Genomic DNA, 16,474 nt, shown 5'->3' with positions numbered 1-16,474 from the left:
AAACCTATTCCGTTTTTAATCGCAAATGGGCGATGACGTCTTTCGATTTTATAAAATCATACTTTATCTTTTCATCGTCCTTAACTTTCTGAATACCTTCCAGTAAAATCTTGTCGTTTTCAGTAAGACCACTCGAAATCACATATAAATCCGGGATTTCACCAGTAATAATAATTTCCTTTGATTCCAGTACATTGTTTTTATTTACCAAAAAAACATATTTTTTATCTTGAATTTCATACGTAGCTTTCTGCGGAATTACGATAGCATTTTTAAGCGGAACATTCATTTGAACCAATCCAGTTTCACCGTGCTTCAGTAATTTGTTTGAGTTCGGGAATCGTGCTCTAAAGGCAATGTTTCCTGTTTCATTATTAAACTCACTTTCAATCACCTCAACATTACCTTTAAACTGAAAAACTTGGTTATTGGCCAATAGCAGACTTACTTTATTAGTGGCACGATCTTTTACATTGCTCTGATATTCTAAATACTCCGGTTCTGAAACATTAAAATAGGCAAACATTTGACTGTTATCAGAAAGACTGGTCAGTAAAGCTCCTTCATCTATTAAACTTCCTAATTTTAATGGAATGCGATCAATAGTTCCGGCAAATGGCGCTCTGATTTCAGTGAATGATAAATGTAGTTTTGCCAAAGCCACTTCAGCTCTTGCCTGCTCTAATTTGGCTTGAGCCAAAGACTGCTCGTTTCTGGAAACTATATTTTTGTCGGCAAGGGTTTTGGCATTATGTAATTCAATCTCAGCGCCTTTTGCTTCTGCTTGTGCCTTTAGCAATTCTGCCTGATACATTCCCGGCATAATTTTAAATAATAGCTGACCTGCTTTTACATATTGACCTTCATCTACATAGATGTTTTGTAAATATCCTTTTTCCTGCGATCGAACTTCAATGTTACGTACAGAACGAATTTGCGAAACATATTGTTTGGTAAACGAAGTATCAATTTTTATGGGATTGGTAACAATAAATTTCGTCTCTTCTTCTTTTTCTTCTTTTTTTGTTGTACAACTTGTTAGGCACAACAAGGCAATCAAGCCCGTGAACACGAGTATTTTATTCATGATGTAAAATGAAAATTAAGCGATTAAATACTTGGAATTGGGAATTCCTTAGAAATAAAAAGTCATCAGTTTTCAAAAATATTGGAACTGGCATACTATAAATGAAAGCTTAAAGCGTTCAAAAAGTAAGCAACCTCAAAAATTTAGTAACTGATTTCAGTATTAATCAAATTCTTAATACCTGCTGAATAATATAAATAGGATATGACTGGCCACAAAATGGCGCGAAGATTTTAAAATTTTTATTACAATAGTTTAAGACAGACTGACAAGAAAATGTCTGATACCAAACTTTTGAAACGCCAAATTTTTCGGTAACATTTTTATTTAAATTTCTTTTTTTAAGAGAATCGCTGTTGGAGCATTCCTCTTCTAGATCAAAACCACCAGCATTAATCATAATACTGCCCGAAATCGTCTTAGCAAATTTTACTTCATCCGAATGTACAAGTTTGGAAATTAATGAGCTGTAGATGTCATTGTCATGCGAGGTAGCATGAACATAATTTCCTCCGCATTGCAGATAGAAAAACAGATATAGAAAAAAAACAGTTAATCTCATTTGGAAGCCAAAAGTAATAAAAGTAATGAAAGAAAAAACAATTTTAATTAAGTTTAACAAGTAAAAGAAAGCGAAAACGATTGCAGTTCTTTCAAAAAAACATTAATGAAGAATAAACACAATTTTAATTAATTAAACGTTAAGCAATAGTAAACTACTTTTCCACATTTATAAAATGGCTTGTATCTTAATAATTAGAAACAAATTTCTCTAATCTCATAACATCTGGTTTATTAAAAGTTTTAGCACTTTTACCTACATTTATAAAAGTATCAATCAACGCAGCATTATTAAATTAAATTCATTGATCAGCACATAATTCCTGTACCTCAATTAATCCATTGCTTTGCCCAAGATTACTAAATAGCGAATATCTGATTACTTTTCTTCATAGTATTCCTTCATGAATGACTCAAAATAAAATGTTCATCGAAAAACTATAAAAAGTACATTAAATAAATGTGTTCGACTGTCGAACACCAAAATCATATTTAAGGAGTAATTTTTATCTTAAAAAATTGAATTTTTACAATAAAAGATAAAAAACAAAAGAAACAATTGATAAAAAAAAATGATTTTAAGAATTGAAAACAAAAATAAAAAACTCATATAAACAAATGTATCTAAAATTATTTCTCGAGTTTATCTATAAACATTGATATAGGAGTTAGGTGTTCGATTGTAATCCCGGCGACTCCAAAAAAAAACCTGTAAATAATTAATTTACAGGTTTTTTTAGGACTAGACAACTACTTTCCTCAAAACTTAACAAGCTATTTTACTGCTATGGCGGTAATTTTAAGGAATCTACTTTCTATTTACAACACGATTTTGTACCAAAAGATAGATTGCTACAAACAATCTGAAATTATTTCATACTTCATTAAGTATTCTACTGTTGAACTTCAGACATCGAATTTGATACCAAACAAATTTCTCAGATAATCAAAAAAAGCTTCTATTTTAGCGTACTTTTAAAATATAATCTTAAAAAATCAAAAAATTAATGGCCTGTAACATCTTGCTTCCTACTGCCTCAAAAGATGACATAAAAAGGATTTCTATACTTGTTTGGAAAACCTATTATAATTTTAAAAAAAATCCTCTGTGTGATAAATGTTACTGTAACTAAAATTTAAACTGACAATATTTGCATCATAAAATTTAAAATTATGGAATATTTAGGTTATTTTGCGTCAATACTTATTGGCGTTGCATTAGGACTAATTGGAGGTGGTGGAAGTATTCTCACGGTACCTGTATTGGTTTATTTATTTGCAGTTGAACCCGTGATCGCAACAGCCTATTCATTATTCATTGTTGGTTTAACAAGTGCCGTGGGTAGTGTTGGATATTTCAAAAAAGGATTGGTAAACATCAAAACTGCCATTGTTTTTGGTATTCCGTCCATTATTGCCGTTTTTACAACAAGAGCAGTAATAGTTCCTGCAATTCCTAAAGAACTGTTTTCTATTGGAAACTTTATCTTGACTAAAGACCTTTTTTTAATGCTGCTTTTCGCTGTAATAATGATTATTGCTTCTTGTAGCATGATTAAAAAAGACAAAAAACTAGTTTCTGAAGAACCACATGAACAAAAATTCAATTATCCACTGATACTTATAGAAGGAGCACTTGTTGGAATAATTACCGGACTTGTGGGAGCTGGTGGTGGATTTTTAATTATACCGGCTTTGGTTATTTTGAGTAAACTTAGTATGAAAGAAGCGGTTGGGACTTCATTAGTAATCATTGCTGCCAAATCTTTAATCGGTTTTTTTGGAGAAGGTGGAGAAAACGTTATCGATTGGCAATTCTTATTTACCATTTCAGCATTTGCAGTTATTGGAATTTTTATTGGTACAGCATTATCCAAAAAAATTGATGGCAACAAACTGAAACCTGCCTTTGGTTGGTTTGTTTTAGTGATGGGAATTTATATTATAACTAAAGAACTTTTTCTAAAATAAAAACCCTCTGTGACATAAGTCACTAAATAAGAATGAAATACTCAATACTATTGGTCGTTTTATTATCTTAAAAATCAAAAAATGTCAAATCATTATAAAATACTTGTCATAGGTGGAGGAAATGCAGGACTTTCTGTAGCCTCACAGTTACTTCGTAAAAGAAGTAATTTAAACATTGGAATCATTGACCCCTCTGAAAAACATTATTATCAACCCGCATGGACACTGGTTGGTGCTGGAATTTTTGACATCAATAAGACCGTTCGAAATGAAAAAGACGTTATTCCAAAAAACACTACCTGGATCAAAGAAGCGGTGTACGAATTTATGCCAAATGAAAACAAAGTAAAATGCCGTTCAGGCGCTGTACTCACTTACGATTACTTAGTAGTTTGCCCAGGGATTCAATTGGATTGGAATAAAATAAAAGGACTGGAGGAAACTTTAGGAAAAAATAACATCAGTAGTAATTACTCTTTTCAACACGCGCCATACACTTGGGAAATGATTGAAAATTTTCCGGGTGGCACAGCGGTTTTTACAAACCCAACAACGCCTATAAAATGCGGAGGAGCACCACACAAAATTATGTATTTAGCGTGCGATTACTGGCGCAAAAAAGGAATTTTAGATAAATGTGATGTTCATTATATTTCTGGAGCAAGCGTAATATTTGGTGTCAAAGAATATGCGGAGACTCTACTAAAAGTGATCGCTAAATATAATATTCACGTTCATTATAACGCTAATGTTACAGCAATTGATGGTAAAAATAAAACAGTTGAATTTGAAACTAAAGAGATTGATGACAATTTAACTCAAAAACTATCTTCTGAAAATGCAGGCTATTACGGCATTGTCGAAAATGACGGCGTGGAAGAATTTAAAAAAGTAACTTTGAACTTTGATTTGTGTCACGCAGTTCCACCGCAATCAGCACCCGATTTTATAAAAAACAGTCCATTGAGAGATGCACAAAATCCTTTGGGATATGTAGAAGTTGACAAAAACACACTGCAACACACTCGTTTTTCTAATGTATTTGCTTTGGGTGATTGTATCAATGCGCCTTCTAGTAAAACAGGTGCAGCAATACGGAAACAAGCCCCAGTTGTGGTTGAAAACCTTTTGGCAATCATGGATAAAAAGACCGTTACAGCACAATATGACGGCTATAGCGCCTGCCCTATTCCAACACAATACGGAAAATTAATGCTGGCTGAATTTGATTATTCTAATACGCCGAAAATGACTTTTCCCATAAATCAGGCAAAACCAAATTGGGCCATGTGGATTCTTAAAACTAAAATTCTGCCTTGGCTTTATTGGAATAAAATCCTAAAAGGAACTGCCTAATCATTAATACCTAGATTTTTAATTTGTTATCCCTTTCAAGTCAAACTGAAAGGGATTTTTTTATTTTGGCTTAAGTGACAATTATCACTTTTTAACGGAATTAGTATTCGGAAATTTACAGAGTGAACATTCACTTACTTGTATTAAAAACCAATTTAAAATGAAAATGTCAGACAAACAACTGGAAATAATCAAAGCCACCGGAAACATTCTCACTTCGTCTGGTGTCAGTGGTTTAACCATTAAAAAATTGGCCGTAGCCATGCAATTCTCTGAAAGTGCTATTTACAGACATTTTGAAAGCAAAGAGGAAATAATCTATGCATTGCTTGATTTTCTGGCTACAAATATGGACGAAAGATTAACAGCATCTCGTTCGATAAAAGAAAATCAAAAAGAGCAATTTGTTCTATTATTTCAGAATCAGTATTCGTTTTTTAAACAAAACCCACATTTTGTCGTCGCAGTTTTTTCTGATGGATTAATGGAAGAAAGCCAGCGCATCAACGAAATGATTTATAAAATAATGAGTGTAAAAATTAAACATTTAAAACCACTGCTTATTGAAGGTCAACAATCAGGTGTTTTTACCAATGCCATTTCTGCAGATGATTTAACGCACATCGTAATGGGAACTTTCCGACTCCAAATATATAAATGGCGCATGGCCGAATTCCAATTTGACATTGAGATCGAAGGAAATAAAATGATACAAGCTATGTTAACATTAATCCATTTAAAATGAAAAATACATTCCGAATTTTATTAGTGCTACTGCTCAGTTTTGAGCTGCAAGCGTAGGAAAAACTTTCCTTCACAAAGATTGATGCCGTTTTGCTCTACGCCGAAAAAATACGACAGTGCTTAAAATTTCGAACGAACAAGTAGCATTGTCAAAGTACCGAACTTTAATTTCAAAAATAAATGCGTTTAATCCACGAGGAAATGCCACGGCTTCGGCAACAGATAATTTACAGTTGCCTACTAATTATTTGCCGGCACAAATCTTTGGCGGTGTTCCCGGTACTTTTAAGGAAACACAATTTGGACATTTTGGTATTTACAATATTTTGAATATGACCATTATGGAAAAACTGAATGATATTGCGATTCTAAAAGCCATTGGTTTTTCGGGCAAAGATGTCATCCAAATTTTTGTAAAAGAAGCCATTGTTATTGGATTAATCGGGATTGTATTTGGTTTGTTGTTAGCGATGATTTTAGTAAAAGTAATGGGTAATATGTGGGTTGGCGGTGATATAGGGTTTTTCCCGATTCGGTTTTTTCCAAAATTCTTTGGCTTGGGAATTGGATTTGGATTAATCGTAACCACATTGGCGGGTTATATTCCGGCCAGAAAAGCAGCGAAATTAGATCCTATAACAATTTTTAGAAAATGATACAATCGGAACTATTATTACAGGCAAAAGAAGTTAGTAAATATTTTTACGAACCCGATAAATTTAAGGTTTTGAACGACATCTCTTTTGACATTCACAAAGGGGAATTTGTAACCATGGTTGGAAAATCAGGTTCTGGAAAATCGACTTTGTTATACCTTCTTTCTACAATGGATACGGATTATGAAGGCAATATTATTTTAGACGGTGAAAATTTAACCCAAAAAACAAAAGAAGAGTTAGCTGCCATTCGCAACGAAAAAATAGGTTTTGTTTTCCAGTTCCATTATTTATTACCTGAATTTTCGAGTTTAAAAAACGTAATGATACCGGCACTCAAATTAGGGAAATATTCCAAAGAAGAAATTGAATCGAGAGCGTATTCCATTTTAGAAAAATTGGATTTGAAAGACCAGGCATTAAAACCAACTTCCAAACTTTCGGGAGGACAACAACAGCGTGTGGCCATTGCCAGAGCATTAATAAACGACCCAAAAATCATTATGGGCGATGAACCAACAGGGAATTTAGACAGTAAAAATGCAGCAATTGTTTTTGATTTGTTCAAACATCTGACAACTGAGTTTAACCAAACGGTGATTGCGGTAACCCACGACAATGATTTTGCAAAAGCGAGCGACAGAATTATTGAAATGGCGGATGGAATTATTCTATAAAAAAAAAAGAAATTTTAAAGAAATAGCTGTGCCAAAACAACACGAATTTGGTAGTTCTAACACATTAATCTGCATTTAAAAAAACACAGAAAAGACCTTCGTATTTGGAAGTATTTTTTTTGCCTGTACCTTGTAATGCATTCAAATTCAAATTGCTATGTGACATTTATCACATACTATAATTAATACGAAAATAATTATTTTCTTATGATAATTATCACTTTAGATTAAAAATGTGCCCCCTAATTTTGCCCTATCAATAATTAAAAAAACATAATATTATGAAAATCGAACAAATTTATACCGGATGTATTGCTCACGCAGCCTATTATTTAGAAAGTAACGGAGAGGTTGCCATTTTTGATCCATTACGCGAAGTACAGCCTTACATCGACAGAGCGTTTGCAGACAATGCTAAAATTAAGTACGTTTTTCTCACTCATTTCCATGCTGATTTCGTTTCGGGACATTTGGATTTAGCCAATAAAACAGGTGCTAAAATTGTTTACGGTCCAACAGCGAAACCGGCTTATGAAATTATTACTGCCAAAGACGGACAAATTTTTGAAATTGGAAACTACAAAGTAAAAGTGATTCATACACCGGGACACACCATGGAAAGTACTACTTTTCTGTTGATAAACGAGAACGGAAAAGAGCATGGAATCATAACTGGAGATACCCTGTTTATTGGAGATGTAGGCCGTCCCGATTTAGCGCAACACGTTGTGGCTGATTTGACCCAAGACAAATTGGCCAGACATCTTTACCAATCCTTACGAAACAAAATCATGCCTTTGTCTGATGATTTAATTGTATATCCCAATCACGGAGCGGGTTCCGCTTGCGGAAAAATGATGAGTAAAGAAACTACCGATACGCTGGGTAACCAAAAGAAAACCAACTACGCCCTGAACCCAAAAATGAACGAAGATGAGTTTGTTACTGCGGTACTAACAGGATTAACAAATCCTCCGGGCTATTTTCCGGCTAATGTTTTAATGAACATCAATGGGTACGAAAGTTTAGATGCTGTGCTTAAAAAAGCAAATAAACCTTTAAATCCGGAAGAGTTTGAATTAATTGCCAATGAAACTCGTGCCTTAATTTTGGACACCCGATTGGCATCAGAATTTGCAAATGGATTTATCCCAAACAGCATTAACATCGGTTTAGACGGTAATTTTGCCATGTGGGTAGGCAAAATGATTCCCGATATTAAACAAGAAATACTGTTAGTTACCGAGCCGGGAAAAGAAGAAGAAAGTATGGTTCGTCTATCTCGAATAGGCTACGATAGTACAATTGGATACTTAAAAGATGGTTTTGAATCATGGAAAAAAGCGGGCAAAGAGGTGGATACACTCACCCGAATTACTGCAACAGAATTGGAACAAAAACTAAAAAACGAGGAAATTCCCGTTTTTGATGTCAGAAAGAAAAGCGAATATTTATCGGAACATTTGGTTGGAGCAATAAATATTCCGTTAAACGAAATCAACAGTCACTTGGCTGAATTTCCAAAAGAAAAACCATTCATCCTGCATTGCGCCGGAGGTTATCGTAGTATGTTGGCGGCATCAATTCTAAAAATGCGTGGTTGGGATAATTTTGTTGATGTTATTGGCGGTTTTACAGATATTACAGAAACAAGCCTCCCAAAAACGGATTATGTATGTCCGACAACATTATTATAAAACAAGTTTTGTTCTATATAAAGAGAGAGAGAGAATCTGAAAAGGTTCTCTCTTTTTTTTGCTCCAAAGTGATAATAGTCGCTATCCAAAAGCATTGCTGTCAGTATTTTTGAAAAAATTAATAGATAAAGGATAATGAAAAAAATAATTTTAGTCTCCTTCTTGATGTTGCTCGCTGCAACCGGATGTGATAAAATCGATACAAAAAAATTGGAAGAAAATAAAAACCAAACTCCATTAGAAAAATTAGTTTCAGGGAATCAACGCTTTTTAGAAGAAAAAACAATTCATCCCCATCAAAATAAAAAATCAGTTTTAGAAAATCAAAACGTACAACATCCTTTTGCCGTTGTAGTCACTTGCTCAGACAGCAGAGTTTCGCCTGAAATTCTGTTCGATCAAGGGATAGGCGATTTATTCGTAATCAGAAATGCTGGAAACCTAATTTCTGATATTGATATGGGGAGCATTGAATATGCCGTTGAGCATCTCGATGTTAAAATAATCGTCATTTTAGGACACACAGAATGTGGTGCTATTAAAGCGTACATTGGTGATAAAAATAATGATTACAAAAAGCACCTAAATCACATTGATGACATTGTGGAAACTATCGCAGAGGAAAAAGAGGAACAGGAAGCCGAAAAACAAACGCCAAAACAAGACAATGTATTAGGTTGTATCAATGCTAATATTGAACATTCAAATAGGCTTGTTCAGGAAAATTCAATTGTAAAAGAACATAAAATTAAAATTATTTCCATGCGCTATGACGTGCATACAGGCAAAATAATTCAGTTGTAAACCGCTATGTAACATTAGTCACCAATTTTAATAAAATCATGACCTAATTTTGTCCAATAAATTAGAAATTAAAAAAAACGATATGTATTTTCAACACATTTACGACAAGAGTCTTGCTCAGGCAAGTTATTTTATTGGCTGTCAAAAAGCAGGTGTAGCCGCAGTTATCGATCCTAAAAGGGATGTTGACACCTACCTTGAAATTGCCAAGCAGAACAATATGAAAATTACTCATATTTTAGAAACACACATTCATGCTGATTTCCTTGCTGGTTCCAGAGAATTAGCCGCTTTGACGGGAGCAGAAATGTACCTTTCAGCGGAAGGCGGGCCCGATTGGAAATATGAATTCCCTCATGTTGACGTGAGAGATGGTGATGTTCTAAAAGTAGGAAACTTAAAAATCGAAGTAGTTCACACGCCTGGACATACTCCGGAAAGCATCAGTTTTCTGTTAACAGATACTCCCGCAAGCGATGAACCCGTAATGTTGTTTACCGGTGACTTTGTATTTGTTGGAGATATAGGAAGACCCGATTTGCTTGAAAAAGCAGCAGGAATGAAAGGAACACAAGACATTGGTGCCAAACAAATGTATCAATCCATTAATAAATTTGATGCATTGCCTGATTATATTCAAATCTGGCCAGGTCATGGAGCAGGTTCTGCTTGTGGAAAAGCATTAGGAGCCGTTCCAAGCAGCACTGTAGGATATGAAAAAATAAGAAACTGGGCTTTTCAGCATAAAAATGATGAAAGTGGATTTGTAAAATATTTATTGGAAGACCAACCGGAACCGCCAAAATATTTTGCGATGATGAAAAAACTAAATAAAGTTGATCGTCCGCTTCTTACAACTGTTCCAAAATTAAAACAACTGGATTATAACGAATTAACAGCAGCTTTAGAAAAAGGAATCAAATTGATTGATGCAAGAGATAAAACGGAATTTTCTAAAGGATTTATTCCGGGAAGCATCAACATTCAGGGGAATAATTCATTTGCCACTTGGGCAGGATGGTTTCTTACGTATGAAGAACCTTTTATGTTGCTTGCCGATGAATCACAATTAGATGATTTGACCAGAAAACTAATGCGAATTGGATTAGACAACATTCACGGGTACATTCCTTCTACGAAAATATGGGAAGAAAATGGCGGTTCTTTAGAGAAAGTAAATCAAATTACAATAGAAGAATTTAAAGCCTTACAACAAGAAAAAGATGTTCAAGTTGTTGACCTTCGAGGTGTTGCGGAATACAATGCAGGTCACATCAAAGGAGCTGACAATGTATTTGTAGGTACTTTGGTAAATAATCTGGACAAAATAAGTAAAGATAAAAAAGTATTAATCCATTGCCAAGGCGGTGACAGGGCAGCAATTGCCTATTCATTATTAGCGCGAAATGGTTATAAAAATGTGCTCAACTATTCTCGGGGAATGAATGAGTGGATGAGCCAAAATAATCCTATTGAATACTAAAAACCTCAATTATGTTCGGAATTTTTAAAAATATATTTTCAAAAAAAGACACCACACAAATGGAAAAAATAATAAAAGAAGGTGCTTTCCTAGTAGATGTTCGCACACCGTCAGAATTCGCAGAAGGTCACGTAAAAGGTTCAACGAATATTCCTTTGGATCAAGTGGCGAGCCAATTGGAAAAATTCAAAGAAAAAGATCATATCATTGTTTTCTGCCGAAGCGGTAATCGCAGCGGTCAAGCCAAAATGATTTTGGAGCAAAATGGTTTCAAAAACGTTACAAATGGCGGTACTTGGCAAGATGTAAACGAAGCTATAAGTAAATAAACAACGATAGTTTTAAAATAGTGTGCAGTTTAAAATAAGAGATTTTTTGTTTTAAGCTGCATCCTTATTTATGCAGCAGCAGAGATTTAAGCGAAATTAATGCGATTGAATTGGTAATTGGTTTAGTAAATATCTTTAAAACATTTGATTTTTCAAATTGACTTAAATAAAGAGTAAATTTGATAGTCTATTTATAAAAAATTAATGATTTTTAGCTTTTTAAAAAACAAAAACGACTTAACTACTTTTTGCAAACAATTACACACATACAATGCTATGGAAGAGAAAAAACCAGCAAACAAAGACTTAATTTTAAGAGAAAAATTAGCGTTGCAACGAACAACTTTGGCCAATCAATCCACATTTCTAGCCTTTTTGAGAACGTCAATGTATTTTTTGATTGCAGGTTTGAGTTTGAGAAATCTGCTCAAAATTGAAAATAGTTTACTGATTGAAATCGCACTTTTTGTCACTTCATTTATCATTTTTGTTTTTGGAACCGTGAACTATTTTAAACACAAAAAATCCATCGCAGAAAATAAAAAACACATCGGTGACTACCAATTAGAATATTACAAATTATAAGAACTTACCCTTTTTTGTTCCTAACTTCTTTTCCAAACGAAGATTTTAAATTAATAAATTACCTCAATTGAAAACAAATACAACCAAACTTGGACTGAAAGAAAATTGGAAACAGTTTACTATTTTGGTTATTGTCAATGCCTTTGTCGGCGGAATGATAGGAATGGAACGAACCATTATTCCAAAATTTGCTGAGATTGAATTTGGCATTGCTTCAAAAACAGCTATTCTCTCTTTCATCGTTGCCTTTGGAATTACAAAAGCCATTACCAATTATTTTACAGGCAAACTGGCGAACCGTTTCGGGAGAAAAAATTTACTTTTATTCGGTTGGATTCTGGCCATTCCCATTCCTTTTATTTTAATTTATGCAGAATCTTGGAACTGGGTGATTTTTGCCAATATATTATTGGGAATTAGTCAAGGACTTACTTGGAGCAGTACAGTGGTGATGAAAATTGATTTGGTTGGAGAAAAAGATCGTGGACTTGCGATGGGACTCAACGAGTTTGCCGGTTATTTTGCCGTTGGATTAGTTGCTTTTCTGTCAGGCTACATTGCACAAAAATATGGCATTACGCCTTACCCTTTTTATTTGGGAATTGGGATTTCGATAATTGGTTTTTTATTGACTTTGTTTTTTGTGAAAGACACCAGAGTATTTGTTCACCAAGAAAACACAACGAATAAAACTGAAAAATTAGATAATATTTTTCTTGAAACCACTTTCAAAAACAAAACATTAAGCGCCATAACACAAGCAGGATTAGTCAATAACCTGAATGATGGCATGATTTGGGGACTGTTACCCATTGTGTTGCTTTCTTTGAATTATGATTCACAGAATATTGGAATTATAACCGCTATTTATCCTACCGTTTGGGGTTTTGGACAATTGGTAACCGGAAAAATGTCAGATGTTTATTCGAAAAAAAAGATGTTGTTTTGGGGAATGTTACTTCAGGGAATTGCGATACTTTTTATTCCTTTTGCTGCAGCATTCTATCAGTTGGCCGCCATTTCAGCATTTTTGGGTTTAGGAACGGCGTTAGTTTATCCTACTTTTTTATCCGCCATTGCACAGGCAACAAACCCGCATCAGAGAGCAGAAAGTATTGGTACATTCAGGCTTTGGAGGGATTTAGGATATGCGATAGGCGCGATTATTTCAGGAATAACAGCTGATTTATTCGGTGTAAATTATGCCATTATATTGATCGGAGTTATCACCATTGCATCATCAGCAATAATCAAAGTTCGAATGCCAAAAGACCATTTACAAAAAACAACTAACTGATTCAAACGACATGAAAGAAATAGATAGCTCCTCAAATGAATGCATTCAAGTTGCAGTAGTAAAACAAGCGCTTCAGCAAAATGAAAAAATACAGATTATTGATGTCCGTTCCAAAGAAGAATTCGAAAGTAATCATATTCCGGAAGCCAGAAATATTACTTTGGCAGAAATTGAAAACCAAATACATCAAATCAAAAAAGATTGTAAAATTATTACAGCTTGTGGAAAAGGTAGAGGAAGATCGATGGATGGAGCTAAACTTTTAAAAGAAATGGGATACAATGCAAACTGGCTTTGCGGTGGAACAAATGAATGGTTAAATTTAAAATAAAGTATAAAGCTAAAACCAAGAGATTCTTTCTTTTCAGAAAGTAATAATTCAAAAAAATAAAAAATGAACTGGAAAACACCAAAAAAATCCACTATCCAAAATATTGTTTTTATCGTATTAATAGCATTGCTTCTGTTCAGTCCGTTGGGCACTTTTGTAAAAGTACAACTGAACCGATTAATTGCCTTTTCACCCAAAACAATTGCGGTAACAGATCAAAAAATGCTTTCCAATTATCATTGGCAATTAAAAGACGCCACCGGAAATACGGTGTCATTGGACGCATACAAAGGAAAAATTATATTCATTAATTTCTGGGCTACCTGGTGTCCGCCTTGTATTGCCGAAATGCCAAGCATTCAAAAATTATATGTTGATTATCAAGATAAAATAGTCTTTTTGTTTGTGACAACGGATTCCTTCGAAAAAGCAAATGCTTTTATGATTAAAGAAAATCTGACGCTTCCTGTGTATCAATCGGTAACCAATCCTCCATTAGAAATGGAATCGGCGACAATTCCGGCAACTTATCTTATTAATCAATCAGGAAATGTAATCGTAGCCAAAATTGGAACAGCAAATTGGAATAGTGATTCGTTCCGAGAAATGCTAGACGAGTTATTAAAAAAATAAAATCATTGTCATTTTTTACTTTTTTTTTCTTGTGTGACAAAAGTAACATAACTACTCATTTATAAATTTAATCTTTGTGGTTATAAAAAAATAAATATGGAAATTTTAGAATTAATCAGAGAGCCTTGGCCTTGGTATATTGCAGGCCCATTAGTTGGACTTACAGTTCCGGCTTTGTTAATCATTGGAAACAAATCATTTGGAATTAGCGCCTCATTACGTCACACTTGCGCCATGTGCTTACCGGCAAACATAAAATTTTTCAAATACGATTGGAAAAAAGAAATCTGGAATATGTTTTTCGTTTTCGGTATTTTATTGGGTGGTGTGATCGCGTACAGCTCTTTGTCAAATCCAAATCCAATTAATATTAATGGAAATCTAAAAACCGAATTGGCAGGCTACGGCATAACTGAAATTTATGGAATGTTACCGGAACAATTATTCTCGTGGGAAAGTTTATTTACACTCAGAGGCTTTTTTATGATGGTTATTGGTGGCTTTTTTATTGGTTTTGGTTCTCGCTATGCGGGAGGATGCACCAGCGGTCACTCTATTTCCGGTTTGTCTAATTTACAAATGCCATCGCTTATAGCAACATGTTGTTTCTTCATTGGAGGATTGATTATGGCAAATGTTATTTTACCATTTATTCTTTCACTTTAAGTTACGAATTATGAACATTAAAGATCAAAATACAGATTTCGAAACGCGTTCTTTAGATACTTCTTGTATCAATGAGAGTCAATTAGAACATAAGTGGTACCACAATTTAAAATATTTAATCATTGGTATTTTGTTTGGTATTGTTTTCATTAAAGCAGAAATTATCAGTTGGTATCGCATTCAGGAAATGTTCCGTTTCCAATCTTTTCACATGTATGGTGTAATAGGAAGCGCCGTTGTGGTGGGTATAATATCCGTTTTTCTGATTAAAAAATTCAATATTAAAACCATTTATGGAGAAAAAATCGAGTTCCATGACAAAACTTTCAACAAAGGTCAAATCTACGGAGGACTTATCTTTGGATTGGGTTGGGCAGTAACAGGAGCTTGTCCTGGACCATTATTTGCACAAATTGGAACGGGTGCCACAGTGATGATTGTTACTCTGTTTTTTGCAATAGTAGGAACTTGGGTATATGGTTATTTTAGAGATAAACTTCCTCATTAATACTTTATGAATCCAGAAAAACAAAATATAGTCCAATTTAAATCGCTCGTAAAAAGGCTAATTTATCTGTTTACAACCATTATCTTCCTGGTAATGGCTTTGTTCGTCGTTTTGTTTTTTAATACATCAATCACTGCTTGGTTTCAAAAAAATGATACGCAAATTGATTCCCTTTATGTCGATGCAGAGACAAAAGTGATTTTGCAAAATGAAACGGCAAAATTCTGGAAACCGGCTGACATTGCTCTGATTAAAGATTCAACTTTAAAACAAGAAGTAGAATATGGCAAAGATCTAATTGCGCATACCGCTAAATACTTGGGTCCAAATGGCAGTTTGAGACAAATCACTAATGGGATGAATTGCAACAATTGCCATCTGGATGCCGGTACAAAACCGTGGGGAAACAATTATGGTTCCGTATATTCGATGTATCCAAAAATGAGAGCGCGAAGCGGCCAAGTGGAAAATTTATACAAAAGAGTGAATGACTGTATGGAAAGAAGCTTAAACGGTCAACCGCTAAAAGAAGATAATAGGGAAATGAAGGCCATGATAGCGTACATTGAATATATTGGCAGTAAAGTTCCTAAAGGAAAAGAAGCAAATGCTTCTGGAATTTATGATTTGGAGTATTTAGATCGCGCCGCTGATCCTGTAAAAGGAAAAGCACTATATGATGCCAAATGTGCCAGCTGCCATCAAAAGAATGGTGAGGGGATTTTGGCAGCGGATAAAAAAGAATACACGTATCCACCACTTTGGGGTAAAAATTCGTATAATAGTGGTGCAGGATTGTTTAGAATCAGTCGTTTTGCAGGATACATAAAATTCAATATGCCATTGGGCGCCTCCTATGAAAACCCTCAATTATCCGATGAAGAATCTTGGGATATTGCTGCTTATGTAGAAAATCTGGAAAGACCGTCGAAAGATTTAAGGCAAGACTGGCCCAATATTTCCAAAAAACCGGTGGATCATCCTTTCGGTCCATTTTCAGATTCATTTACGGCAACCCAACATAAATTTGGACCTTTCAAACCAATAAAAGCCGAAAAAAAGAAAAACGAAAAAAAATAATCTTAAAAA

The 16,474-nt window shown here is 34.2% G+C and carries 18 protein-coding genes; 16 read left to right on the top strand and 2 right to left on the bottom strand.

Annotated features, from left to right (window positions below; all coding sequences use genetic code 11):
* Positions 1-4: 4 nt before the first annotated feature.
* Complete coding sequence (locus tag ACP7AQ_RS05695) at positions 5-1,087, bottom strand: efflux RND transporter periplasmic adaptor subunit (RefSeq protein ID WP_426091436.1); 1,083 nt, start codon at positions 1,085-1,087, stop codon at positions 5-7.
* Between the two features lie 166 nt (positions 1,088-1,253).
* On the bottom strand, positions 1,254-1,649 hold the full coding sequence (locus ACP7AQ_RS05690; RefSeq protein ID WP_426094728.1) for a hypothetical protein: 396 nt from the start codon (positions 1,647-1,649) through the stop codon (positions 1,254-1,256).
* 1,172 nt (positions 1,650-2,821) lie between these two features.
* On the opposite strand from ACP7AQ_RS05690, the gene ACP7AQ_RS05685 reads away from it, so the two are divergent.
* From ACP7AQ_RS05685 to ACP7AQ_RS05610, 16 genes are all read left to right on the top strand, one after another.
* A complete protein-coding gene (locus ACP7AQ_RS05685; RefSeq protein ID WP_426094727.1) occupies positions 2,822-3,619 on the top strand; it encodes a sulfite exporter TauE/SafE family protein in 798 nt (265 codons plus the stop codon).
* 81 nt (positions 3,620-3,700) lie between these two features.
* Positions 3,701-4,975 carry an FAD/NAD(P)-binding oxidoreductase gene (locus ACP7AQ_RS05680; RefSeq protein ID WP_426094726.1) on the top strand — a complete coding sequence of 425 codons (1,275 nt, stop codon included), beginning with the start codon at positions 3,701-3,703 and terminating at the stop codon, positions 4,973-4,975.
* A 160-nt stretch (positions 4,976-5,135) separates the two neighbouring features.
* A complete protein-coding gene (locus ACP7AQ_RS05675) occupies positions 5,136-5,720 on the top strand; it encodes a TetR/AcrR family transcriptional regulator (protein ID WP_426094725.1) in 585 nt (194 codons plus the stop codon).
* A 115-nt stretch (positions 5,721-5,835) separates the two neighbouring features.
* On the top strand, positions 5,836-6,375 hold the full coding sequence (locus tag ACP7AQ_RS05670) for an ABC transporter permease (protein ID WP_426094724.1): 540 nt from the start codon (positions 5,836-5,838) through the stop codon (positions 6,373-6,375).
* The gene (locus ACP7AQ_RS05665; RefSeq protein WP_426094723.1) at positions 6,372-7,052 is read left to right on the top strand and encodes an ABC transporter ATP-binding protein; all 681 of its coding nucleotides are present in this window, start codon (positions 6,372-6,374) and stop codon (positions 7,050-7,052) included. The genes ACP7AQ_RS05670 and ACP7AQ_RS05665 overlap by 4 nt, the downstream gene beginning before the upstream one ends.
* Before the next feature lie 281 nt (positions 7,053-7,333).
* Positions 7,334-8,749 carry an MBL fold metallo-hydrolase gene (locus tag ACP7AQ_RS05660; protein WP_426094722.1) on the top strand — a complete coding sequence of 472 codons (1,416 nt, stop codon included), beginning with the start codon at positions 7,334-7,336 and terminating at the stop codon, positions 8,747-8,749.
* Positions 8,750-8,884: 135 nt separating this feature from the next.
* Positions 8,885-9,553: a carbonic anhydrase gene (locus ACP7AQ_RS05655; RefSeq protein WP_426094721.1), complete on the top strand. Its 669-nt coding sequence runs from the start codon at positions 8,885-8,887 to the stop codon at positions 9,551-9,553.
* An 82-nt stretch (positions 9,554-9,635) separates the two neighbouring features.
* The gene (locus ACP7AQ_RS05650; protein WP_426094720.1) at positions 9,636-11,036 is read left to right on the top strand and encodes an MBL fold metallo-hydrolase; all 1,401 of its coding nucleotides are present in this window, start codon (positions 9,636-9,638) and stop codon (positions 11,034-11,036) included.
* 11 nt (positions 11,037-11,047) lie between these two features.
* Positions 11,048-11,365: a rhodanese-like domain-containing protein gene (locus ACP7AQ_RS05645; protein WP_426091425.1), complete on the top strand. Its 318-nt coding sequence runs from the start codon at positions 11,048-11,050 to the stop codon at positions 11,363-11,365.
* Between the two features lie 276 nt (positions 11,366-11,641).
* Positions 11,642-11,950 (top strand): DUF202 domain-containing protein, encoded by a 309-nt coding sequence (locus tag ACP7AQ_RS05640; RefSeq protein ID WP_091205548.1) that lies wholly within the window; start codon positions 11,642-11,644, stop codon positions 11,948-11,950.
* 67 nt (positions 11,951-12,017) lie between these two features.
* Complete coding sequence (locus tag ACP7AQ_RS05635) at positions 12,018-13,247, top strand: MFS transporter (protein ID WP_426094719.1); 1,230 nt, start codon at positions 12,018-12,020, stop codon at positions 13,245-13,247.
* Positions 13,248-13,257: 10 nt separating this feature from the next.
* Positions 13,258-13,578 (top strand): rhodanese-like domain-containing protein, encoded by a 321-nt coding sequence (locus ACP7AQ_RS05630; RefSeq protein ID WP_426094718.1) that lies wholly within the window; start codon positions 13,258-13,260, stop codon positions 13,576-13,578.
* Positions 13,579-13,641: 63 nt separating this feature from the next.
* Complete coding sequence (locus ACP7AQ_RS05625) at positions 13,642-14,211, top strand: TlpA family protein disulfide reductase (RefSeq protein ID WP_426094717.1); 570 nt, start codon at positions 13,642-13,644, stop codon at positions 14,209-14,211.
* Between the two features lie 96 nt (positions 14,212-14,307).
* Positions 14,308-14,877 (top strand): YeeE/YedE family protein, encoded by a 570-nt coding sequence (locus ACP7AQ_RS05620; protein WP_426063946.1) that lies wholly within the window; start codon positions 14,308-14,310, stop codon positions 14,875-14,877.
* A 10-nt stretch (positions 14,878-14,887) separates the two neighbouring features.
* Positions 14,888-15,385: a DUF6691 family protein gene (locus tag ACP7AQ_RS05615; protein WP_091205541.1), complete on the top strand. Its 498-nt coding sequence runs from the start codon at positions 14,888-14,890 to the stop codon at positions 15,383-15,385.
* A 6-nt stretch (positions 15,386-15,391) separates the two neighbouring features.
* Positions 15,392-16,465, top strand: a complete 1,074-nt coding sequence (locus ACP7AQ_RS05610) for a c-type cytochrome (protein ID WP_426094716.1) — start codon at positions 15,392-15,394, stop codon at positions 16,463-16,465.
* Positions 16,466-16,474 lie beyond the last annotated feature (9 nt).

The sequence above is a fragment of the Flavobacterium sp. DSR2-3-3 genome, from assembly GCF_049896585.1.
Taxonomy (GTDB): domain Bacteria; phylum Bacteroidota; class Bacteroidia; order Flavobacteriales; family Flavobacteriaceae; genus Flavobacterium.
This window is presented reverse-complemented; position numbering and strand designations above follow the sequence as displayed.